Here is a 20,823-nt window from a genome sequence, read left to right on the forward strand (position 1 = left end):
CAACTGAGTTTACCTTTAACTTCATTCAATGAGAACGACAAGGTAAAGTTGATATTTTACGTTAATAACATGGTTCTACAGCTGAATACAGATCCCATGATCAGGGGTTTTTGCTATGCTGTTTTGTCGGCAGGCTGGCGCTGGGAGTTCCTTTTCCTTGTTTACGGTTGCGTTCTGCCTTTTTAGCATTTTCTCGCAGCTTTTCAACGTATTCATGGGTGCTTTCCATTGCAGTTCCTCCTTTAAGACGAAATAGATGCACTCGGGGATCGCCCTTATGCCACCTTACTATTTCCGCAAAAACGCTATCCAAGTCAAGGGAGGCGTTGTTTCTGTAAAAGGGGTGGGGTTATAATGAGGGGAGAACGATATATAAGGCCTAATACCTGAACTTGGTACGGTGTGCAAAAGGGGGAGAGACATTGCAGACAGGCTTGTTGGTATGGCTGCTGTTTATCAATGCAGTAGGCTATCTGGTAATGTCGGAAGATAAAAAGAGAGCACGTAAACATCGTGATCGTGTACCTGAACGGACGTTGTTTTTCCTGGCCCTGATCGGGGGAGCCTTAGGCGTGCTAATAGCCATGTACCGTAAACGCCATAAAACACGGCATATGAGTTTCAGATTAGGTATTCCGGCGTTGCTATTCATGAACGCATTGTTGTATGGTTATTTTTTAAGGTAAGGCGAGGAGTTTAGCTTCTCATAGGGAAGTTTAATGATGAGTGAGAAGACTATTCCAGCCATCCAGTGATGTCATGGAATGAACAACAACAGGAGTACATATTTCAGGCTTTGAATCAACAAACCGAATGAGGAAGAGGTGCGTATTATGCTATTTTCAAAAGTATTGCTTGCTTATGACGGTTCGGATGCATCCAACAAGGCTTTGCTGAAGGCAGCCGAATTAGTCAAGACATCATCGTCCTCGCAGCTTGAGGTGGTAACCGCATTTGATTTTCCACGGATTTTTATGGGCGAAGGTTTGGCGCCAATTCCGGCTTCGATAAATAAAGAATATTACGATTTGGCCGAACAAACTACCGAAGAAGTTAAAAAGCGGCTTGCTGAGCAAGGTGTAGATGCCAAGGTGGAGCTCATTCAAGGTTCACCAGCCGAAGTCATTTTGGATTATGCCAATGAGAATGGCTTCGATGTGATTGTGATCGGTAGCCGCGGTTTAGGTGGTATCCGTGAATTTGTATTGGGTAGCGTAAGCCACAATGTGGTGCAGCATGCGCGTATTCCTGTGCTGGTCGTAAAATAACTGAATAAGAAAGTAAAAGTCGGTTTACTGCCTGTATAGGGAGTGCCGACTTTTATTTTTGTCAGTGGAATGCGGTACGCTCGCTGTTATCAGGATAGGTAATAGATAGCTAAACGTAATACAATAGTCCTGACCTGTGGGTATATAAGGGTGTTGATTTTGTTAAACACGAACATTCTATTGCATGATTATTGTAATGTTCGTTTTCAAGTTGACATAAGGTGTAGGGAATTGTTAAACTAGGAAGTGTATTGTCGATAAAAAATGAACTTTAGGTACAATTTAATAAGGTACACATGTTTGAGCCGAAACAGACCGCGATCATACTTGTAAAGAATATCGTCGGGTATGGAATAGGCACAATGCTAACTCGTATAATGCCGGGGATATGGCCCGGAAGTTTCTACCTGGAAACCTTAAATTTCCGGACTACGGGAGACATACGGCTGAAGCCGCATTGGATGCGGTGGAAGAGGCTTGCTTTTGGCTTGCCTTTAAGAGGCTCTGTCGTTTGTTTTTTCGTAGTCCGGTGTCTTGAAAATAACGTTATTTTCGAGTGCCGGATTTTTGGCGCTTATTGATAAACAGGGAGTGAAGGACATGTCAGTGCAGGTCGCTGTCATTATGGGCAGCACATCAGACTGGGACACCATGCAGCATGCATGTGCTGTGCTGGACGAGCTTGAAATCGGATATGAGAAAAAGGTAGTTTCAGCCCATCGTACACCGGATTTAATGTTTCGTTTTGCAGAAGAGGCCGCCGGGCGTGGATTAAAGGTCATTATTGCTGGAGCGGGTGGGGCAGCGCATTTGCCAGGGATGGTGGCTGCGAAGACATCCTTGCCAGTCATTGGTGTGCCTGTCCAGTCGAAGGCTCTGAATGGTCTAGACTCCTTGCTCTCCATTGTGCAGATGCCGGGTGGTATTCCGGTTGCCACTGTGGCAATCGGTAAGGCAGGCGCTACGAATGCAGGGCTGCTGGCCGCACAAATATTAGGCGCTTTTGACGAAAAGATAAGTCAGCGGGTTGTGGCAAGACGCGACCGTATCCGTGATGAGGTGCTGGAAGGCAGTGACTCACTATGAATGAGGCATGTGAATCTGCAGGTCGCATCCGTCCTCCAGGTACAACGATTGGACTTCTAGGAGGCGGACAGCTGGGCAGAATGCTTGTGCTAGCAGGGACAAACCTAGGATATCGTTTTGTGACGCTGGACCCTGCACCTGATAGCCCGTGTGGACAGGTGTCAGAACAAATCCGTGCTGCCTATGATGATGAGCTTGCGGCCAGAGAGTTGGCTGGTCGGTGCGATGTGATCACGTATGAGTTTGAAAATGTGGACGCAGATGTGGCTGCACTTTTGGAACAGGAATCCAGCGTGCCGCAAGGCAGCAGTCTTTTGTACACAACACAGCATCGTCTTCGTGAAAAGCGTTCTATTGAAGCTGCTGGTGTCCCTGTCGCTCCGTATCGTGAAATTAGTAGTCCTGCGGATATGGCCCAAGCGGTAGCTGAACTGGGTGTACCGTGTGTGCTCAAGACAGCAGTCGGTGGTTATGATGGCAAGGGACAAGTGGTCATTCGCCAACCGGAGGAAGCCTTAGCTGCCTACGAACAATTGGCAGGAGACGGTGCGGAACTGGTATTGGAACAGTTCATTCGTTTTCGCTGCGAAATCTCGGTGATTGTAGCTCGCAGCACGAACGGTGAAGCTAAAGCCTTTCCACCTGCGGAAAACATTCACGTGAACAACATTTTGCACACGTCGATTGTACCTGCGCGCGTGCCAGAACCTGTTCAGGAGGAAGCGGGAAAGTTAGCGCTAGCTGTGGCAGAGTCGCTGGGTGCGGTGGGACTGCTCGCTGTGGAGATGTTTGTCACCGAAGACGGACAATTGTACGTTAATGAGTTGGCACCACGACCGCATAACTCCGGTCATTACACGATGGAGGCATGCGCCACGTCGCAATTCGAGCAGCACATACGTGCGATTTGCGGTTTACCCTTGGGCAGCACGAAGCTGCTGACTTCCGTCGTGATGGTCAATGTGCTAGGTGAGCATTTGGAGGATGTGGTTCGGCGGTTTGTGCAATCGGATGTTGAAGCTGAAAGGTTGGATGTTGTACCCAAGCTGCATTTGTATGGAAAAAGTGAAGCCAAGCCAGGCCGAAAGATGGGACATATTAATCTACTGTGCCAGGATGCGGAACAAGCGCTGGAATGGATTGAACAAACCAATATTTGGGGGGATAAATAGTCATGATCGAACGCTATAGCAGACCGGAAATGAGAGCGATTTGGACGGAAGAAAATAAATTTAAAGCGTGGCTGGAAGTAGAGCTGTGTGCCTGTGAAGCTTGGGCGGAATTAGGGGTTATTCCAAAAGAGGATACTGTGGCTCTACGTAAGAATGCAAGTTTTGATATTGAACGGATATATGAAATTGAGCAGGAGACAAGACATGATGTTATTGCTTTTACTCGCACGGTGTCTGAAAGTCTTGGAGATGAGCGCAAATGGGTACATTACGGTCTAACCTCTACAGACGTAGTTGATACGGCACTGGGCTACCTGTTAAAGCAGGCGAATGAAATCCTGGAACGCGATATCTTGAATTTTATTGAAATTTTGAAGGAAAAGGCATTGGCTTACAAGCATACACCAATGATGGGACGTACACATGGAGTGCATGCCGAGCCGACCACATTCGGACTGAAGATGGGATTGTGGTACGAGGAAATGAAGCGCAATCTGGAACGCTTTCGTTTTGCCGCTGACCAAGTACAATACGGTAAAATGTCCGGTGCAGTTGGGACATACGCCAACATTGACCCGTCTGTAGAAGAATTTGTATGCCGCAAGCTGGGTACCAAGCCTGCACCGATTTCTACACAGACGCTACAGCGCGACCGTCATGCCGAATACATGGCAACGTTAGCGTTGATCGCCACATCGTTGGACAAATTTGCTACAGAAGTCCGTGCTCTGCAAAAGAGTGAATTCCGTGAGGTGGAGGAAGCCTTTGCCAAGGGTCAAAAAGGATCTTCCGCGATGCCGCATAAACGCAATCCGATCGGAAGTGAAAACATCTCCGGTCTGGCACGTGTGATTCGCGGGCATATGGTATCGGCGTATGAGAACGTAACCCTATGGCATGAACGCGACATTTCGCATTCTTCCGTAGAACGCATTATTCTGCCGGATGCCACGATGCTGTTGAACTACATGCTGAACCGCTTTGGCAATATCGTGAAAAATCTGACGGTCTTCCCTGAAAATATGAAGCGCAATATGGCGCGTACGTACGGCGTACCGTTCTCCGGTCGTATTATGACGAAGCTGATCGATAAAGGTTTTAGTCGTGAAAAAGCCTACGATACCGTGCAGCCGCGTGCTATGCAGGCGTGGGAAGAGCAACGCCAGTTCCGCGATATCGTCGAGGCCACCCCGGAAATTACTGCCGTGCTCAGCGCAGACGAAATCGAGGATGCTTTTAACCCAGCCTGGCATCTGAAGAACGTGGATACGATCTTCAAAAAGCTGGGATTAGGGGAGTAGGAGGGAAGGTTGCTGCGTGGTGAGGCCGCTCTGCGAACGGATCATTCTTCCGATTGCTGTTGCCCCTGGATTCCTGAATTGGAAAACCTGCAAAGGTTGGAATCCAGAGGCAAAGGCAAGCGCTAACGCTTCTCCAGAACGATTCCGTCCGCTCCGCTGCTTCCAGCACCAACCTTCGTGTGGGAGCAGAACTTGGGAAGGTGCGGCACATAAGATGCCGCACCACCCCAAGAGCGATGGAAAAGCGTGTTCCACTGCTTTTGCTATCGCTGAGCAACGTTCTCGGGAGGGCTGCCGAATTTGCGCAGCAAACAGCCCGCTGCCCTCCCGAGAACGCGCAGGCTCAAGAAGTGAAGCCTTGAGCCACCGTATCCGTGCGCAGCGTAACACATGCGCACAACAGGCGAAGCCAGAATGCTCGCTGCACGGCATGCCGTGCTACGGCCACGGGCCGAATGGTATTGCGGCGGCATACGCGTAAAAACGCTATTTTGTACCGACGTAAAAGCGTTGCTGGATGAAAGCTTGTGCCAACAAGCCTTCATCCGGCGAAACGCGCTCATACCACTCGAGTCACATAATAAACGCCCTCACCCGGCTCACCAGCCAACCTTGCGGGAGTCCCGAGGGCAGCAGCCCTGGGAGTTCTCCCTGAGGGGAGGATTTAGGAGGGGCAACTTCTATGAAAGAGGTGTAATGAAATGTCATTGTCTACTGCCGAAGGTCTGATCCATGCGCCGCTCTTGTACAAAGGCAAGGTGCGTGAACTGTATGATCTCGGAGAGCATTTTCTGATTGTCGTGACGGACCGAATTTCGGCTTTTGATTATGTGTTAGAGCCACCCGTGCCCGAAAAGGGAAATGTGCTGAATAAGCTCAGCGCTTTCTGGTTTGAGCAGACGAAAGACTTGTTGGAAAACCATGTCGTGCACACTGATGTGAACAAGCTCGGGCATGTGATCGACGAACAGAATAAAGAGTTGCTGAAGGACCGGATCATGGTCACGCTGAAGGCTGAACGCATCGACATTGAGTGTGTGGTGCGCGGATATATTACCGGAGGCGGCTGGCGTCAGTATGAGCAGAACGGTGAGGTGAACGGCATTCCATTGCCAGAGGGGCTACGTAAAAATGAGCGCTTTCCCAAGCCTTTATTTACACCAGCTGCAAAAAATGATGTTGGACACGACGAGGACATTTCACTTCATCAAATGAAAGAACTGGTCGGGGTGGAACTAACAGGTGAGCTTGAGGAAAAGAGCTTGGCGTTGTACGAATTTGCACGTGCTTTCTGCGAGAAGCGGGGGATTATTTTAGCCGATTGCAAGTTTGAGTTTGGTCTTGTTAACGGTAAGGTGATTCTGATTGACGAGATTTTCACGCCAGATTCATCCCGTTTTTGGGCCCAGGAAAAGTATGAGCTGGATGTTGAGATTGACAGCATGGACAAGGAGCCGGTACGAAGCTATTTGGCATCATCTGGTTGGGACAAGAATAGCGAGCCCGATCCATTGCCTGCTGAGGTCGTAGAAGAAACAACTGCAAGATATACGGATATTTGGCGGCGTCTGACGGCACAGTAAATAGTAATCATAATTCAACCAATAGGATTCACTCATTCGGAGGAGGAACTGAAGGAACATGATGAAAGCAACAGTCTATGTCACGATTAAGCAAAGCGTTTTGGACCCGCAGGGGGTTGCGGTGCAAGGCGCACTGCATTCTATGGGTTTCGGAGAAGTGGACAGCGTCAGAATTGGTAAGTATATGGAATTGAATCTGGATACAACAGACCGCGAGAGTGCTGAAAAGCGCATCATTGAGATGTGCGAAAAGCTGTTGGCCAACACGGTCATTGAAGACTACCGCTACGAACTGGAGGGCTGATTCCATGAAATTTGCAGTTCTGGTTTTTCCGGGCTCCAACTGTGATATTGACTGCTATAAGGCGGTAGAGGACACGGTCGGTGAACCTGTCGATTATGTTTGGCATACTGCGACGGATCTGTCGCCTTATGATTGTATTCTTGTTCCAGGAGGCTTCTCCTACGGGGATTACCTGCGTTGCGGCGCGATTTCCCGGTTTGCTCCGGTGATGAAGGAAGTTGCGAAAGCGGCTGCCGAGGGCAAATATATTTTGGGTATTTGCAACGGTTTTCAAATTCTGACCGAAGCCGGTCTGTTGCCAGGGGCTTTACGCCGTAATCTGTCGATGAAATTCCTATGCCGGGATACGGTGTTGCAGGTTGCGAATAACCAAACACCTTTTACTAAAGATTACGCTGCTGGTGAAAAGATCGTCATTCCGATCGCACACGGCGAAGGCAACTATTACTGTGATGATGAGACGCTGGCTCGCTTGCAGGCGAATAACCAGATCGTATTTACGTATAAAGATAATCCAAACGGTTCCATGACGGATATCGCAGGGATTTGTAATGAACAAGGAAACGTGCTGGGCATGATGCCTCACCCTGAACGCGCGGTGGACGCATTGCTCGGAACGGATGACGGCAAACGTATGTTTACATCTATTTTGAACGCATGGAGGGATCGACATGGCGCAGCAAGTGTCCGCTAAGGAACCAACGGCAGAGCAGGTTGCCGAGCATAAACTGTACCAGCAGATGGGTGTGTCGGATAGCGAATATGCGTTGATCTGTGAATTCATGGGACGTCAGCCGAATTATACGGAGATTGGTGTATTCAGTGTCATGTGGTCAGAGCATTGTGCTTACAAAAACTCCAAGCCGTTATTGCGTCGTTTTCCAACGAGCGGTCCACGAGTGCTGATGGGACCCGGTGAGGGCGCAGGCATTGTAGATATCGGTGATAACCAAGCGGTTGTATTTAAAATCGAAAGCCATAACCACCCGTCGGCTGTGGAGCCTTTTCAAGGGGCAGCGACTGGGGTAGGCGGTATCATCCGTGATATTTTCTCCATGGGTGCAAGACCCGTTGCGGTGTTGAACTCTCTGCGTTTTGGCAAGCTGGAGAGCGACCGTGTGAAATATTTGTTCGAGCATGTGGTATCTGGTATTGCGGGCTACGGGAACTGTATCGGTATTCCGACTGTAGGTGGCGAGGTTGTATTTGATGAAAGCTACGAAGGCAACCCGCTTGTTAATGCAATGTGTGTCGGACTGATTGACCATGATAAAATCCAGCGTGGTGTTGCTAAAGGGGTCGGTAACCCGGTGTTCTATGTGGGCCCACCGACAGGTCGTGATGGGATTCACGGAGCGACATTCGCATCGGTTGAGCTGACAGAAGAATCTGAAGCGAACCGGACTGCGGTTCAAGTAGGCGATCCTTTTATGGAGAAGCTGGTTATGGAATCATGTCTGGAACTGATCGATAGTGGTATTGTGCTGGGTATTCAGGATATGGGTGCCGCAGGACTCACCTGCTCCAGCGCGGAGATGGCGAGTAAGGCTGGCAACGGCCTGGAGCTGTATCTGGATCAGGTACCGCAGCGTGAAGAGGGTATGACACCTTATGAAATGATGCTGTCCGAATCACAAGAACGGATGCTGTTCGTAGTAGAGCCTAAGGATGAAGCACAGGCACTGGAAATTTTCGAGCGCTGGGGCGTTATTTGTGCCAAGGTCGGTAAAGTGACGGATGACGGTCGTTTGCGTTTGTTCCATCACAATGAAGTGGTCGGAGATATGCCAGTGACGGCACTGGTTGATGAATGCCCGATTTATGACAAGCCTTCCGAAATCCCCGCTTATTATGAGCAAAATGCTGCTATTGACACACTTCGTTATGCAGAAGTGACAGATTTGAACGGTGCGCTGAAAAAGGTGCTGTCTTCACCAAGTGTAGCTAGTAAGAAATGGGTATACGAGCAGTATGACTACATGGTTCGCACGAGTACAGCCGTTCGTCCGGGATCGGATGCAGCTGTAGTAACCGTGCGTGGAACTCGTAAGGGTCTCGCCATGACGACAGATTGTAACGGACGTTATGTATACCTGGATCCAGAGGTAGGCGGACGGATTGCAGTTAGCGAAGCAGCACGTAACATTGTATGTTCTGGCGGCGAGCCTTTGGCGATTACAGATAACCTGAACTTCGGTAACCCTGAAAAGCCGGATATTTTCTGGCAAATGGAAAAAGCCGTAGATGGTATGGCTGAAGCTTGCCGTGTACTGGATACACCTGTTATCGGGGGTAATGTCAGCTTGTACAACGAAAATACCAAAGGCTCCATCTATCCGACGCCTGTTGTTGGTATGGTAGGTCTGGTACATGATACAGATCATATTACGACACAAGGCTTCAAAGCCGAGGGTGATGTGATTTTCTTGGTGGGGGAAACGAAGGCCGAGCTGGGAGGTAGCGAGTTCCAAGCTGTCGTACACGGTGTATCCGAGGGACGCCCTCCTGAGCTGGATTTGAACGTAGAGAAAAAGCTGCTGACTGCGGTACTGGGAGCGATTCAGGGCGGATTGGTACAATCTGCGCATGATTTGGCAGAGGGCGGATTGGCTGTAGCGCTTGCGGAATCCGGGATTAGCGGCGGATTGGGAGCACAGGTCAACGTAGAAACGACTTTGCGTCCTGACCATGCCTTGTTTAGCGAAAGCCAGTCCCGTATTTTGTTATCTGCATCGCCGGATAAAGCGTCTGCGCTGGAAGCACATCTACGTGGTTTGGAAGTGCCAGTTACCGTATTAGGAAAAGTTGAAGGATCACAATTGACAGTTGAGGTGAACGGACAACCCGCTTTGAACGAGGCAGTCGCCAGTTTGAAGCAAATCTGGGAGGATGTCATTCCATGTCTGATGAAATAACAGCACGGACGTTGTGGACTGGAGATTATTATAATGAAGGCTCTGGTAAAGAGGGGCTGTTTGATAAATTAAAAGAGGAATGCGGCGTATTCGGTGTGTATAGACACTCCGATGCCGCTTCCCTAGCATATTACGGGTTGCATGCGCTCCAGCATCGTGGGGAGGAAAGTGCAGGCATCTGTGTGAGCAGTGGTGACGAGTTCCATTATCATCGTGGTATGGGTCTTGTAAAAGAAGTATTCAATAAAGATTTGATGGCTTCGCTGACAGGCGATATTGCCATAGGACATGTGCGCTACTCGACAAGTGGAGACAGTAAGCTGACGAATGCACAGCCTTTGGTGTTCAAGTATCGTGATGGCGATTTGGCAGTAGCCACCAACGGGAATATCGTGAATGCTTTGCAAATCCGGCATGAGCTGGAGCAGGGCGGGTCTATTTTTCAAACGACCAGCGATACAGAAGTAGTAGCACATTTGATCGCACGATCGTCCAAGGATTTGGTGGAGGCCGCTAAGGATGCATTGAAGCGTATTGTCGGCGGGTTTGCTTTCCTTATTATGACCAACGACAAGCTGCTCGTGGCTTCCGACCCCAATGGTCTGCGTCCAATCACGATGGGCAGACTGGGAGATGCTTATCTGTTCGCATCCGAGTCTTGTGCCCTGGAAACGATTGGGGCAGAGTTGCTGCGCGATATCGAACCGGGTGAGCTGTTGGTGTTGGACAAAAATGGACTGCATGAAGATCGTTACACGGAAGAAAAGCACCGTAAAGCGCTATGTGCGATGGAATATATTTATTTTGCCCGGCCTGACAGTGACTTGAATGGTTCTAATCTTCATGCTGCACGCAAAAGAATGGGCAGCCAGATGGCGCTGGAAGCTTTTGTTGATGCAGATTTGGTTACCGGTGTACCGGACTCCAGTATTTCGGCTGCGATTGGTTATGCAGAGCAGACAGGTATTCCTTATGAGCTGGGCATGATTAAAAATAAATACACTGGACGTACCTTCATTCAGCCGAGTCAGGAGCTGCGCGAGCAGGGTGTGAAAATGAAGCTGAGCGCTGTACGCCGCGTTGTTGAAGGTAAACGAGTCATTATGATCGACGATTCTATCGTCCGGGGCACTACATCCCGTCGAATCGTGAATATGCTGCGTGATGCGGGAGCGTTGGAGGTACATGTACGTATTACCTCGCCGCCTTTCAAAAACCCGTGCTTCTACGGTATTGACACGCCGGATCGCCGGGAACTGATTGCTTCATCTAAAACCGTCGAGGAAATTCGTGAGGAAATTAACGCCGATTCGCTTTACTTTATGAGCGCCGAGGGTTTGATTGCCGCTGTAGGTGGATATAACGAACAGGATTACAAAGGCGGCTTGTGCCTAGCTTGTTTCGATAATGATTACCCGACTCAGGTAGATTTCAAAGGCGAAGAGAAGTTCGGATGTAGTTGTTAGTATAGGGAACAAAAGAGGTGCTAGCGCCATATAATGCGGTTCTGAGGGGGCTACTCCGCGTGTGGAAGGTTCTTACGATCGCTGTTGCCGCTGGATTCCTGGATTGAAATAATCCCTTACAGGGTTGGAATCCAGCTGCAAAGGCGAACGCTTTCGCTTCTCCAGAATCCTTCCACCCGCTGCGTTTCTCAGGTATGCAGCATTATTGCAGCAGTGCCTGTACCTCTTTGGTTCCCACCAAGAAGAGGATAGGTAAGGCAGTTAAAAACTCATGGCATAACTATTTCATGCCATGAGTTTTTAGCGGAGCGGTGACTCGTAAAAAGTCACCCTGCTCTTGTAAGGTTGAGCCGCGAAGCGAAGCTCAATAGCAGGCAAGGCAAAGCTGCCTGCCTCAAAGGGCAAAGAAGTAAGCCGCCCGTTGGCGCTGCTCACTTCTTTGCCCGGCACGTCCCCGCCTTTGCGAAGCAAACAGCCCGGGACGTGCCCCCGCCGCCGTGAAGGCGGCCACGCACCAAAGCGTGTCCTTGTGAATTGCGGGAATGCCCCGCAATTCACAAAGGAAAGCACGCGACTCACAGCACGAACCATACACCAAGCAGCACCCAACCCTACGCATCTGACCGACTCTTGAGAGGTCCAGGGGGAGCAGCCCCATGGAATCCTCTCTGTTAGGGAGGACTTAGGAGGGTCAATCATTTGAAGGAGTGTTCATGAATGTCCGAAGCATACAAAAATGCAGGGGTAGATATCGCTGCCGGTAATGAAGCAGTAGAACGGATGAAAAAGCACGTTAAACGTACCTTCCGTCCCGAAGTGCTGACGGACTTGGGCGGATTCGGTGCGTTGTTCGGCCTGAATAAGGATAAGTACGAGGAGCCTGTACTCGTTTCCGGTACCGATGGTGTCGGCACGAAGCTGAAGCTTGCTTTCGCAATGGATCGTCATGACACCATTGGTATCGACGCGGTTGCGATGTGTGTAAACGACATTGTCGTCGGGGGCGCGGAGCCACTCTTTTTTCTGGATTACCTCGCTTGTGACAAGGTTGTGCCCGAGAAAATTGAAGCTATAGTCGCTGGAATCGCAGAGGGATGCCATCAATCGGGCTGTGCGCTGGTCGGCGGTGAAACCGCAGAAATGCCAGGGATGTATAGCGAGGGTGAATATGATATTGCCGGATTCACGGTAGGGATTGTAGATAAAAGTAAAATCATCAACGGCAGCTCTATTGCCCCTGGAGATACCGTTATTGGGCTGGCCTCCAGTGGAGTTCACAGTAATGGCTTCTCACTGGTTCGCAAGCTGTTATTGGAACAGCAGGGCTATGATTTGCATGATGAAATCGAAGGCTTAAACGGCAAACTGGGCGATGTACTGCTGGAGCCGACGAAAATTTACGTGAAATCCGTTTTGGCATTGCTGGACAAGGTAAAAGTAAAAGGTATGGCGCATATCACAGGTGGTGGTTTTATTGAAAATATCCCAAGAGTGTTACCGGATCACGTCAATGTGGATATTGAATACGGCACTTGGCCGATTTTGCCAATCTTCCAGCTCATGCAGGAAAAAGGTGCAATCTCCAACAGAGACATGTTCACAACCTTTAATATGGGGATTGGCATGGTAATCGTTGTAGGCGAAGAGCATGCACAGACTGCACTGGAAGTTCTGAAGGAACAGGGCGAAGCTGCCTATGTGATTGGAAAAGTAACGGAAGGCAGTTCTATCGTGACCTTTACGGGAGCCGAGGTGTAATGAACGAGTACCGGATTGCTGTTTTTGCATCAGGCGAAGGGACGAATTTTCAGTCATTGGTGGATGCCGCTGCGCGAGGAGAACTGGGCGGCGCCTCGGTAGAATTGCTCATCTGTGACAAGCCTGCGGCTCCTGCCGTAGCTAGAGCACAGAAAGCTGGAATTGCGTGCCATACCTTTCGACCCAAGGAATATCCTTCTCGAGAAGACTATGAGCGTGAACTGGTGGCTTTACTGGAGCAGAAATCAATTGATCTCATCGTGTTAGCTGGCTACATGCGTTTGCTATCCAGCGTCATGGTCGATGCCTACGCAGGAAAAATCATTAATATTCATCCGTCACTACTTCCGGCATTTCCAGGGAAAGATGCTGTTGGACAGGCATTGACCTATGGTGTCAAGGTAAGTGGCGTCACCGTTCATTTTGTGGACGGGGGCATGGATACGGGAGCTATTATTGCCCAGCGTGTCGTGGAGGTTAGCGACCATGATACTGCGGAATCCTTATCCGCAGCCATTCAATCCGTAGAACGTCAGCTATATCCAGAAGTAGTTGGCAAATTAGCCCAAGGCAAAATCCAATTAAATGGTCGCAAAGTGATTTCACTTCTCTAAGAATGATTGTAATTTGTCATATCATTGTTATATCAAGGATGCTGTACAGCATTTTCCGATATTTCTCGGGAAATAAAATGATAAAAGAGAATTTTGCAAAATTCTGAAAGAGCTAAAGGAGGAGACAGGGTGAGTATTAAAAGAGCGCTCGTCAGCGTATCGGATAAGCGAGGGATCGTGGAATTTTGCCGCGAGTTGTCCAAATTGGGTGTGGAGATCGTTTCGACAGGGGGAACGAGCAGCTTGTTGTCGAAGGAGGGCATTCCTGTCATCGGCATTTCCGAGGTAACGGGTTTTCCTGAAATTATGGATGGACGTGTTAAAACACTCCACCCTGCGGTACACAGCGGCTTGCTGGCTGTTCGGGATAATGAAGAGCATCAGCGTCAGATGAAAGAGCTTGGATTGGGTTATATTGATCTGGTCGTTGTGAATCTGTATCCTTTTGCGGAAACGATCGCCAAACCCGGTGTAACCTATGAGGACGCGATTGAAAATATCGACATCGGCGGGCCAACGATGCTTCGTTCTGCGGCAAAAAATCATGCTTTTGTCAGTGTGGTGGTTGATGCTGATGACTATAGCACAGTGTTGGAGGAAGTTCGTAAGGATGGCGATACGGAGCTGAATACCCGTAAGCGTTTGGCTGCAAAAGTGTTCCGCCATACGGCGTCATACGACGCTTTGATATCCGATTATTTGTCGAATGTGACAGGTGAGCCGTTGCCTGAACGTTACACTGTAACCTATGAAAAAATTCAGGATTTGCGTTATGGCGAAAATCCGCATCAGCAGGCGGCATTTTACCGTGAGCCATTGGCGGCAAAGGGTACACTGACAACAGCGAAACAACTTCACGGCAAAGAGCTGTCTTACAATAACATCAATGATGCTAATGCCGCTTTGCAAATTGTCAAAGAATTCAGCGAACCTACAGTAGTAGCAGTTAAGCATATGAATCCTTGCGGTGTGGGAATTGGCGGCAGTATTTATGAAGCGTACAGCAAGGCGTATGCAGCTGATCCAACCTCGATTTTTGGCGGCATCGTAGCGGCTAACCGGATTATTGATGGTGATACAGCAAATAAGCTCAGTGAAATCTTTTTGGAAATTGTACTGGCACCGGGCTTTACGAAAGAAGCTTTGGAGATTTTAACGAAAAAGAAAAATATTCGTTTGCTTGATCTGGGTGAGCTTTCCCGGTCTGAACAGGTGGAGAGCCGCTTCGTCGTGACTTCCATTGAAGGTGGCATGGTCGTTCAGCAAAATGACATTCACGCTGTAGACTCGGATGCACTTACAGTTGTAACGGAGCGGGCACCATCCGAGGAAGAACTGAAACAGCTTTTGTTTAGCTGGAAAGTGGTTAAGCATGTAAAATCCAACGCCATCGTACTGGCGGCAGATAATATGACCATTGGCGTAGGCGCTGGACAAATGAACCGTGTCGGTGCGGCCAAGATTGCTATCGAGCAGGCCGGTGACAAAGCAAAAGGTGCCGTACTGGCATCCGATGCATTTTTCCCGATGGGCGATACGTTGGAGTTGGCGGCTAAAGCAGGCATCACGGCAGTTATTCAGCCCGGCGGCTCCATCAAAGACGAAGAGTCCATCAAGGTTGCTAACGAATACGGCATTGCCATGGTCTTTACAGGCGTACGTCATTTCAAGCACTAACTTGTATGAGCTGAGGATGCAGCAGCATTTTCACCTGAACAATCTTAATGGGAGCGGGAGGAAACACCTGAATGGATATTTTGGTTATCGGAGGGGGCGGCCGCGAGCATGCAATTGTGTGGGCGCTGAAGAAAAGCCCCAAGGCCGGGCAAATCTATTGCGCACCAGGCAATGCTGGTATCGGACAGTTAGCGGAGTGTGTGCCGATTCCGGTGAGTGACTTTGACGCGCTGACAGAACTGGCGGAATCCAAAAAGGTCGGACTTGTCGTGGTTGGCCCCGATGATCCGCTGGCAGATGGCATTGTGGATGCTTTTGAAGCGAAAGGCATTCCCGTATTCGGACCGCGTAAAAATGCAGCGGAAATTGAAGGTAGCAAAATCTTCATGAAGGATTTGCTCCATAAATATCATATTCCAACAGCCACCTATCGCAAGTTTTATACTTACGAGGAAGCACATGCATACTTGAAGGAGCAACCGATCCCGGTCGTCATTAAGGCAGACGGACTGGCGGCAGGCAAAGGGGTAACGGTCGCTTACTCGATGGAGGAAGCGGAAAAGGCTCTCTCTGACATTATGGTGACCAAGGTGTTTGGCGAAGCCGGGGCACAAGTCGTGATTGAGGAGTTTCTGGCTGGTCAGGAAATGTCGATTCTCTCCTTTGTCGATGGTGAAACGGTTCGTCCGATGGCCGCGGCGCAAGACCACAAGCCTATTTTTGATGGTGACAAAGGGCCAAATACAGGCGGCATGGGTACGTATTCTCCATTGCCTCACATAGCCAATTCCATTATTGAGGAAGCTATTGAGACGATTATTAAGCCGACGGCCAAGGCCATGGTTGCTGAAGGGCGTCCATTCCGAGGTGTATTATTTGCCGGATTGATGATTTCGCCGGACGGCAAGCCGAAGACCATTGAGTTTAATGCACGTTTCGGTGATCCGGAAACTCAAGTGGTTCTGCCTCGTTTGAAATCCGATCTGCTCGATATTTTTCTCGCTGCTGTAAATGGCACGCTGGATCAGGTGGAGATTGAGTGGAAGGATGAAGCGGCGGTGTGCGTGGTGCTGGCATCCGGAGGTTATCCTGCAGCTTACGCCAAAGGCGTACCTATCCACGGATTGGAACAGGTAGACGAAGCTATTGTATTCCATGCTGGAACGGGCATCAACGAACAGGGTGAGTGGGTAACGAACGGAGGACGCGTACTAGGCGTGGTTGGCTTGGGGCGTGACATTGCCGAGGCACGTGACAAAGCTTACGAACAGGCGGATCGTATTACCTTTGAAGGTAAACAAAACCGTACGGATATTGCGGCAAAAGCATTGCTGTAGCAGCAACATATAGGATAAAGAGAACCTCTGTGGAGGTTCTCTTTTTGTTTAAAGAAAATAAAGTTGTAGACTGAGCAAATAAAGCGTTTTCTTAGTGCTTGGATTAATATAAGGCTCCTTTAGAAGCACTACATGCTACCCGCGTATGTTCTTTAAATAATATTTGGCGCTGGAGCTTCCTTTTTTATTGAACTCCCATGAAAGTTAAAGCAGCTAAAAACCCGAAAAAGACAATAACAAAATAGACCTAGCCAAATGATTTTTTTAAAAAAAGGCACTGCCTGAGAAGAGTTATGAAATTAAAGTATCAAAGATTTTTCAAGGCTGAACGTAAAAATGAGGCTGGTGTAAAGGTTGTTTTAGTTCATTTAAATGCTTAAACTAACGGTTAATAGTAGGTTCAAGTAATCGATGAGACGAAGAGGGGGAAACCGAAATGAAGACGATCAAGTGCATGATGGACCACCTGTACTGGGCGGACGGACGCATCCTGGACGCGCTCGAGAAGAGTGAGACGAAGAACAAGGACCTTCTGAAGCTGGTTCGGCACGTCGCGGTCGCGGAACGAGTCTGGCTGTCCCGATTGCCGGGCAAGGGCAGCGCCCAATATTCGTTGTGGGAGGAAGCAGAAGACCTGACGGCGATCCGGACGATGTTCGAAGAAAACGCCGAGCAATATCGCGTCTATATCGAAGGACTTGAGGAATCCGAGTTGGACGAGATGATCGACTATGTGAATCAGAGCGGGGTTCCGTTCCAAACGTCCGTCCGGGACATCCTGTCACAGGTCCTCTTACATGGGCAATATCACCGGGGACAGATCAACCGGGCGCTTCGGATCGAATCAGTAGAGCCTGTCCAAGTCGATTACATCACGTTCGCGAGGCTCTAACAGGGCCTAATAATCACCATTATTCGGAATGGGATTGGCATTGAACGAGGGGTACGATAGCTCAACAAATTGCTTTTACCATATAAGAGCAACATGCTAATGTATATTAGCAGACGATGATGTTTTATAAGTGATAAGAACCTACACTGCCTTATTTAGGATCAAAGAGAGCCCATACCCTTATAAATTGGAAAATTCATTTGCTTCCAAATACGGTTATGGGCTTATTTACTTTTCATAAGCACTACACCACATTAGACTGCCGGTACTTGTTTAAGCTAACGGGCAGGATAGTTCAAATACGTGGTATCATGTGGTGAGTAATTAATGGAGCCCTCTTTTACAATGTTGAGAATGAGGGAAATCGTGGTCGGCTTGGAATGGGAAGGTTTGTATAGAGAATTGTTGGGAGATGGAAACCAATTGCTTATGGAAGGCGCAATGGATGTCTGTCATCGCTTATCAAAGACCCATCGAATGTTCGTAATCACGTATGGTATCACTCACACGCAAATCAAACGCTTGAAGCAGTCTGGGCTATATAAGTTTTTCGAGGATATCTTTGATTCGCAAAGCATTGGTTATCAAAAACCGAAGGGAGAATTTTTCAATTACGTCATAAGTCATATTTCAGATGGTGGTCTTCAGTCGGGCATTGACACCTGTTGGGTCAACAGAACCGGACAAAGAAGTCCGGCAGAAATTAAAAGCACATATACAATCTCAAACTTAATGGAGCTCACTTCCATCTGTTAGGCTGTAAAAACAAACGCTTGTGCCGCCTCAATTATCACTTTTTGGTGACTATATCACTAAAAAGTGGGTACTGTTTTTCTTGTAACTTTTCCCCCATACTATCGTTCATAGGAGGTTCATGAAGCAGACAGAGCATCCTATACCATATAAATCATTATAAAAGGAGTGTAATAGAATGGGGAAATTTGACGGGAAGGTAGCAGTTGTAACCGGAGGTACAAGCGGCATCGGTCTCGCGTCGGCACAACAGTTCGTAAAAGAAGGGGCTTACGTTTTTATCACGGGACGCAGACAACGTGAACTGGATGAAGCAGTAAAGCAGATCGGAAAGAATGTTACAGGTGTCCGAGGTGACATATCTAAATCGGAAGATCTAGATATATTATTTGAAACAGTTAAGCGAGAAAAGGGACACTTGGACATTCTCTTTGCAAATGCCGGACTAGGGTCATTGCTTCCATTAGGAGAAATTACAGAAGCACAATACTACAAGACTTTCGATGTCAACGTGAAAGGAACCATCTTTACAGTACAAAAGGCATTAGCTTTGTTTCCAAATAAAAGAGGTTCGATTATTCTAACGGGATCCACTGCTGGCTCGACGGGGATGCCAGCGTTTAGTATCTATGGTGCATCCAAGGCAGCGATCAGACAGCTCGTCCGCAGCTGGATTCTTGATATGAGAGGGACCGAAATTCGTATAAACATCCTTAGTCCGGGAACAATCGTAACGCCGGCGTACGATGAGTTATTTGGCTCTGAACTAGATCATTTACTGGAACAGGCAAAAAATGATATTCCGCTCGGCAGAGTGGGGCAGGTTGAAGAGATCTCCAATGCTGTCATGTTCCTAGCCTCTAATGAAAGCAGCTATATGAACGGCGTTGAATTATTCGTAGATGGCGGAGTAGCTCAAGTTTAACCAGGACATAGTAATTTTCAAACGACAAAGATTTTTAAATCAACTTAAAGGCGATTGTATTATCCCCTCCATGTAACGTTCAATTTTTCCTTCAGTGATCCTTGAAGGATCAAGCGATACATGAAGGGGATATTCTTAGATCGGGAGATGGTGTATTGATATGAAAACATTTTTCTGTGAACTGGAAGTTACACTAGAGGTTATCGGAGGAAAGTGGAAGGGGCTTGTTCTGTACTATTTAATAAAAGGACCTAAACGGACGGGAGAGCTTAAGCGACTCGTTCATAATATATCGCAAAAGATGCTGATTCAAACTCTTCGGGAACTGGAAACAGACGGATTAATTCGCAGAAAGATGTACAATCAGGTACCGCCTAAGGTGGAATATTCAACGACGGAACTGGGTCAATCACTTGAACCCATTTTGAGATCGCTTTGTGATTGGGGGGGGAATTACGCAGAGCAATCCTTCGCTCCGGGCGAGATTGAGATTTTGTATCTGGATTAACTGTCGGGGGACAAGAGCATAGTCCCATTTGAAGTCGCTATTTTAGCGGCTTTTTTGTTTTATCGTTTTACGTTGATGTTTTCGAGTGATGAGCAATATTCTAGTACAGGTTACTTCGTAATTAACAAGGTGCACTACAAAACTAAGGACACAAAACTTGTCTCAGAGATTAATAAGTACGTCTTGGATTATGGCAAAAGCATCATGCCCCAGCTGTTGCCAGGAGTCTGAGCAAACAAGTAAGCGGTTGAGGCTAATGACAATGAACCCATTACGCTAACGAGAAACGTTAGTTTAATAAAACAGCGGTAGTCTGAGACTGCCGCTGTCTTTTTTGTTGGCGCCAGTCTAATACTTATTTTATGGGATCTGTCGGTTTTTAAAATTTAAAAGCCGCTTGGAGCAGCAAAACTTTATTTTCTTCTGACACTTTTTTCTTTGACAAAAGTATACTTATCCTATAGGATTAAAAATACAAAACTGACTGACTGATCAATCGGGAGGAGGAAATCCATGCAGCCACGGAAGGCGAAGCAGTCCGAGATTGACTCAAATGACCAACCTGCTGAGCATGCGGGAGAAGAAACAGACCGCAGAACACAGCTTCTTCACATTGCATTAAAGCGGTTCGCCGAGCAGGGTTACCACCAAACGAAGATTTCAGATATCGTGGTAGAGGCGGGAGTAGCCCAAGGCACGTTTTATTGGCATTTTAAAAGCAAAGAGGCACTGGCGCTGGAGATTATCGCCACCGGTCGTGAACAACTACTGTCAGCGATTGGACAGGGATATCGCCGTGATGCGGGAACGCTGGCTGATATGGTTAAGGCTTCGGAAGCGCTGTTTGTTCGATTATTTGATTTTGCATTGGAGAACCGCTATCTGATGGGGTTGCTGCTGATCGGCAGCGGTGTCGATGAACCGGTGCGCCAGAGTATCCGAGAGACAAGGGCTGCGATGGAGCTGGCATTCCGGCGCAATATGGAAAGAGCGATCGAGCTGAACATGTTGCCTGCTGAATTGGATGTCGAATTAAGGGCGGCACTACTCATGAGCATGATCGAAGGTGTCATTACACGCTGGCTATTCGGTTCAGAGGGAACACATGACCACATCACGCAGATAACTGCTAAAAGATTGGCAGAAGAAGCGGCTAATTTTGAATTTTACGGATTATTAGGTCAAAGCTAGAGGGTCAACATCGCATGAATGGGTAGTTGGCAACAAATAATATAGCCAAATCACATATATGAACTCAATCATT

The 20,823-nt window shown here is 48.2% G+C and carries 22 protein-coding genes and 1 riboswitch; of the genes, 20 read left to right on the forward strand and 2 right to left on the reverse strand.

What is annotated here, in order from left to right; genetic code table 11:
• Positions 1–100: 100 nt before the first annotated feature.
• Positions 101–229: a DUF4023 family protein gene (locus MKY75_RS03885; RefSeq protein ID WP_013369463.1), complete on the reverse strand. Its 129-nt coding sequence runs from the start codon at positions 227–229 to the stop codon at positions 101–103.
• Positions 230–422: 193 nt separating this feature from the next.
• Here MKY75_RS03885 and MKY75_RS03890 point away from each other — a divergent pair, with 193 nt between their 5' ends.
• The 11 genes from MKY75_RS03890 to purF all read left to right on the forward strand — a co-directional run bounded on the left by MKY75_RS03890 (position 423) and on the right by purF (position 11,095).
• Positions 423–686 carry a DUF1294 domain-containing protein gene (locus MKY75_RS03890; protein ID WP_025719814.1) on the forward strand — a complete coding sequence of 88 codons (264 nt, stop codon included), beginning with the start codon at positions 423–425 and terminating at the stop codon, positions 684–686.
• Between the two features lie 147 nt (positions 687–833).
• Positions 834–1,268: a universal stress protein gene (locus MKY75_RS03895; RefSeq protein WP_029516040.1), complete on the forward strand. Its 435-nt coding sequence runs from the start codon at positions 834–836 to the stop codon at positions 1,266–1,268.
• A 350-nt stretch (positions 1,269–1,618) separates the two neighbouring features.
• Positions 1,619–1,720: riboswitch (purine riboswitch) on the forward strand.
• 148 nt (positions 1,721–1,868) lie between these two features.
• Positions 1,869–2,354 carry a 5-(carboxyamino)imidazole ribonucleotide mutase gene (gene purE, locus MKY75_RS03900; protein WP_014279837.1) on the forward strand — a complete coding sequence of 162 codons (486 nt, stop codon included), beginning with the start codon at positions 1,869–1,871 and terminating at the stop codon, positions 2,352–2,354.
• Entirely contained in the window at positions 2,351–3,526 is a 1,176-nt protein-coding gene (purK, locus tag MKY75_RS03905; RefSeq protein WP_340884365.1) for a 5-(carboxyamino)imidazole ribonucleotide synthase, read from the forward strand. The genes purE and purK overlap by 4 nt, the downstream gene beginning before the upstream one ends.
• Before the next feature lie 2 nt (positions 3,527–3,528).
• Positions 3,529–4,827, forward strand: a complete 1,299-nt coding sequence (purB, locus tag MKY75_RS03910; protein ID WP_340884366.1) for an adenylosuccinate lyase — start codon at positions 3,529–3,531, stop codon at positions 4,825–4,827.
• Positions 4,828–4,846: 19 nt separating this feature from the next.
• Entirely contained in the window at positions 4,847–5,308 is a 462-nt protein-coding gene (locus tag MKY75_RS03915; RefSeq protein WP_340884367.1) for a hypothetical protein, read from the forward strand.
• Between the two features lie 220 nt (positions 5,309–5,528).
• On the forward strand, positions 5,529–6,410 hold the full coding sequence (locus tag MKY75_RS03920; protein WP_029516036.1) for a phosphoribosylaminoimidazolesuccinocarboxamide synthase: 882 nt from the start codon (positions 5,529–5,531) through the stop codon (positions 6,408–6,410).
• A gap of 58 nt (positions 6,411–6,468) precedes the next feature.
• A complete protein-coding gene (gene purS / locus MKY75_RS03925; protein ID WP_013308797.1) occupies positions 6,469–6,714 on the forward strand; it encodes a phosphoribosylformylglycinamidine synthase subunit PurS in 246 nt (81 codons plus the stop codon).
• Positions 6,715–6,718: 4 nt separating this feature from the next.
• On the forward strand, positions 6,719–7,408 hold the full coding sequence (gene purQ, locus MKY75_RS03930) for a phosphoribosylformylglycinamidine synthase subunit PurQ (protein ID WP_029516035.1): 690 nt from the start codon (positions 6,719–6,721) through the stop codon (positions 7,406–7,408).
• Positions 7,386–9,629, forward strand: coding sequence for a phosphoribosylformylglycinamidine synthase subunit PurL (gene purL, locus MKY75_RS03935; RefSeq protein ID WP_039272360.1), 2,244 nt, complete (start codon positions 7,386–7,388; stop codon positions 9,627–9,629). The genes purQ and purL overlap by 23 nt, the downstream gene beginning before the upstream one ends.
• Positions 9,614–11,095, forward strand: coding sequence for an amidophosphoribosyltransferase (purF, locus tag MKY75_RS03940; protein WP_029516033.1), 1,482 nt, complete (start codon positions 9,614–9,616; stop codon positions 11,093–11,095). The genes purL and purF overlap by 16 nt, the downstream gene beginning before the upstream one ends.
• Before the next feature lie 300 nt (positions 11,096–11,395).
• On the opposite strand, the gene MKY75_RS03945 is transcribed toward purF, so the two are convergent.
• Positions 11,396–11,674: a hypothetical protein gene (locus tag MKY75_RS03945; RefSeq protein ID WP_340884369.1), complete on the reverse strand. Its 279-nt coding sequence runs from the start codon at positions 11,672–11,674 to the stop codon at positions 11,396–11,398.
• Between the two features lie 138 nt (positions 11,675–11,812).
• On the opposite strand from MKY75_RS03945, the gene purM reads away from it, so the two are divergent.
• The 9 genes from purM to MKY75_RS03990 all read left to right on the forward strand — a co-directional run bounded on the left by purM (position 11,813) and on the right by MKY75_RS03990 (position 20,750).
• Positions 11,813–12,853 carry a phosphoribosylformylglycinamidine cyclo-ligase gene (gene purM / locus MKY75_RS03950; protein WP_039272361.1) on the forward strand — a complete coding sequence of 347 codons (1,041 nt, stop codon included), beginning with the start codon at positions 11,813–11,815 and terminating at the stop codon, positions 12,851–12,853.
• Entirely contained in the window at positions 12,853–13,467 is a 615-nt protein-coding gene (gene purN / locus MKY75_RS03955) for a phosphoribosylglycinamide formyltransferase (protein ID WP_039272362.1), read from the forward strand. Before purM ends, purN begins: the two co-directional genes overlap by 1 nt.
• Positions 13,468–13,596: 129 nt before the next feature.
• Positions 13,597–15,144: a bifunctional phosphoribosylaminoimidazolecarboxamide formyltransferase/IMP cyclohydrolase gene (gene purH / locus MKY75_RS03960; RefSeq protein ID WP_340884371.1), complete on the forward strand. Its 1,548-nt coding sequence runs from the start codon at positions 13,597–13,599 to the stop codon at positions 15,142–15,144.
• A 71-nt stretch (positions 15,145–15,215) separates the two neighbouring features.
• Positions 15,216–16,481 (forward strand): phosphoribosylamine--glycine ligase, encoded by a 1,266-nt coding sequence (purD, locus tag MKY75_RS03965; protein WP_165150839.1) that lies wholly within the window; start codon positions 15,216–15,218, stop codon positions 16,479–16,481.
• A 436-nt stretch (positions 16,482–16,917) separates the two neighbouring features.
• Complete coding sequence (locus tag MKY75_RS03970; RefSeq protein ID WP_340884372.1) at positions 16,918–17,373, forward strand: DinB family protein; 456 nt, start codon at positions 16,918–16,920, stop codon at positions 17,371–17,373.
• Positions 17,374–17,718: 345 nt separating this feature from the next.
• Positions 17,719–18,129, forward strand: coding sequence for a haloacid dehalogenase (locus MKY75_RS03975; RefSeq protein ID WP_318628208.1), 411 nt, complete (start codon positions 17,719–17,721; stop codon positions 18,127–18,129).
• A gap of 175 nt (positions 18,130–18,304) precedes the next feature.
• Entirely contained in the window at positions 18,305–19,051 is a 747-nt protein-coding gene (locus tag MKY75_RS03980) for an SDR family NAD(P)-dependent oxidoreductase (protein ID WP_165149917.1), read from the forward strand.
• A 160-nt stretch (positions 19,052–19,211) separates the two neighbouring features.
• Complete coding sequence (locus tag MKY75_RS03985) at positions 19,212–19,559, forward strand: winged helix-turn-helix transcriptional regulator (protein ID WP_019685981.1); 348 nt, start codon at positions 19,212–19,214, stop codon at positions 19,557–19,559.
• 513 nt (positions 19,560–20,072) lie between these two features.
• Complete coding sequence (locus MKY75_RS03990) at positions 20,073–20,750, forward strand: TetR/AcrR family transcriptional regulator (RefSeq protein WP_029517156.1); 678 nt, start codon at positions 20,073–20,075, stop codon at positions 20,748–20,750.
• The last annotated feature ends 73 nt before the right edge of the window (positions 20,751–20,823 follow it).

The sequence above is a fragment of the Paenibacillus sp. FSL L8-0663 genome, assembly GCF_038008125.1.
GTDB lineage: Bacteria > Bacillota > Bacilli > Paenibacillales > Paenibacillaceae > Paenibacillus > Paenibacillus polymyxa_D.

Excerpts from the sequence above, each read along its gene's own strand:
- purD (WP_165150839.1), top strand. The coding sequence starts at position 15,216 with ATGGATATTTTGGTTATCGGAGGGGGCGGCCGCGAGCATGCAATTGTG.
- MKY75_RS03985 (WP_019685981.1), top strand. The coding sequence starts at position 19,212 with ATGAAAACATTTTTCTGTGAACTGGAAGTTACACTAGAGGTTATCGGA.
- purK (WP_340884365.1), top strand. The coding sequence starts at position 2,351 with ATGAATGAGGCATGTGAATCTGCAGGTCGCATCCGTCCTCCAGGTACA.
- MKY75_RS03885 (WP_013369463.1), bottom strand. The coding sequence starts at position 229 with ATGGAAAGCACCCATGAATACGTTGAAAAGCTGCGAGAAAATGCTAAA.
- MKY75_RS03980 (WP_165149917.1), top strand. The coding sequence starts at position 18,305 with ATGGGGAAATTTGACGGGAAGGTAGCAGTTGTAACCGGAGGTACAAGC.
- MKY75_RS03920 (WP_029516036.1), top strand. The coding sequence starts at position 5,529 with ATGTCATTGTCTACTGCCGAAGGTCTGATCCATGCGCCGCTCTTGTAC.
- MKY75_RS03970 (WP_340884372.1), top strand. The coding sequence starts at position 16,918 with ATGAAGACGATCAAGTGCATGATGGACCACCTGTACTGGGCGGACGGA.
- purE (WP_014279837.1), top strand. The coding sequence starts at position 1,869 with ATGTCAGTGCAGGTCGCTGTCATTATGGGCAGCACATCAGACTGGGAC.
- purM (WP_039272361.1), top strand. The coding sequence starts at position 11,813 with ATGTCCGAAGCATACAAAAATGCAGGGGTAGATATCGCTGCCGGTAAT.
- purN (WP_039272362.1), top strand. The coding sequence starts at position 12,853 with ATGAACGAGTACCGGATTGCTGTTTTTGCATCAGGCGAAGGGACGAAT.
- purB (WP_340884366.1), top strand. The coding sequence starts at position 3,529 with ATGATCGAACGCTATAGCAGACCGGAAATGAGAGCGATTTGGACGGAA.
- purL (WP_039272360.1), top strand. The coding sequence starts at position 7,386 with ATGGCGCAGCAAGTGTCCGCTAAGGAACCAACGGCAGAGCAGGTTGCC.
- MKY75_RS03990 (WP_029517156.1), top strand. The coding sequence starts at position 20,073 with ATGCAGCCACGGAAGGCGAAGCAGTCCGAGATTGACTCAAATGACCAA.
- MKY75_RS03975 (WP_318628208.1), top strand. The coding sequence starts at position 17,719 with ATGTTGAGAATGAGGGAAATCGTGGTCGGCTTGGAATGGGAAGGTTTG.
- purQ (WP_029516035.1), top strand. The coding sequence starts at position 6,719 with ATGAAATTTGCAGTTCTGGTTTTTCCGGGCTCCAACTGTGATATTGAC.
- purF (WP_029516033.1), top strand. The coding sequence starts at position 9,614 with ATGTCTGATGAAATAACAGCACGGACGTTGTGGACTGGAGATTATTAT.
- MKY75_RS03895 (WP_029516040.1), top strand. The coding sequence starts at position 834 with ATGCTATTTTCAAAAGTATTGCTTGCTTATGACGGTTCGGATGCATCC.
- purS (WP_013308797.1), top strand. The coding sequence starts at position 6,469 with ATGATGAAAGCAACAGTCTATGTCACGATTAAGCAAAGCGTTTTGGAC.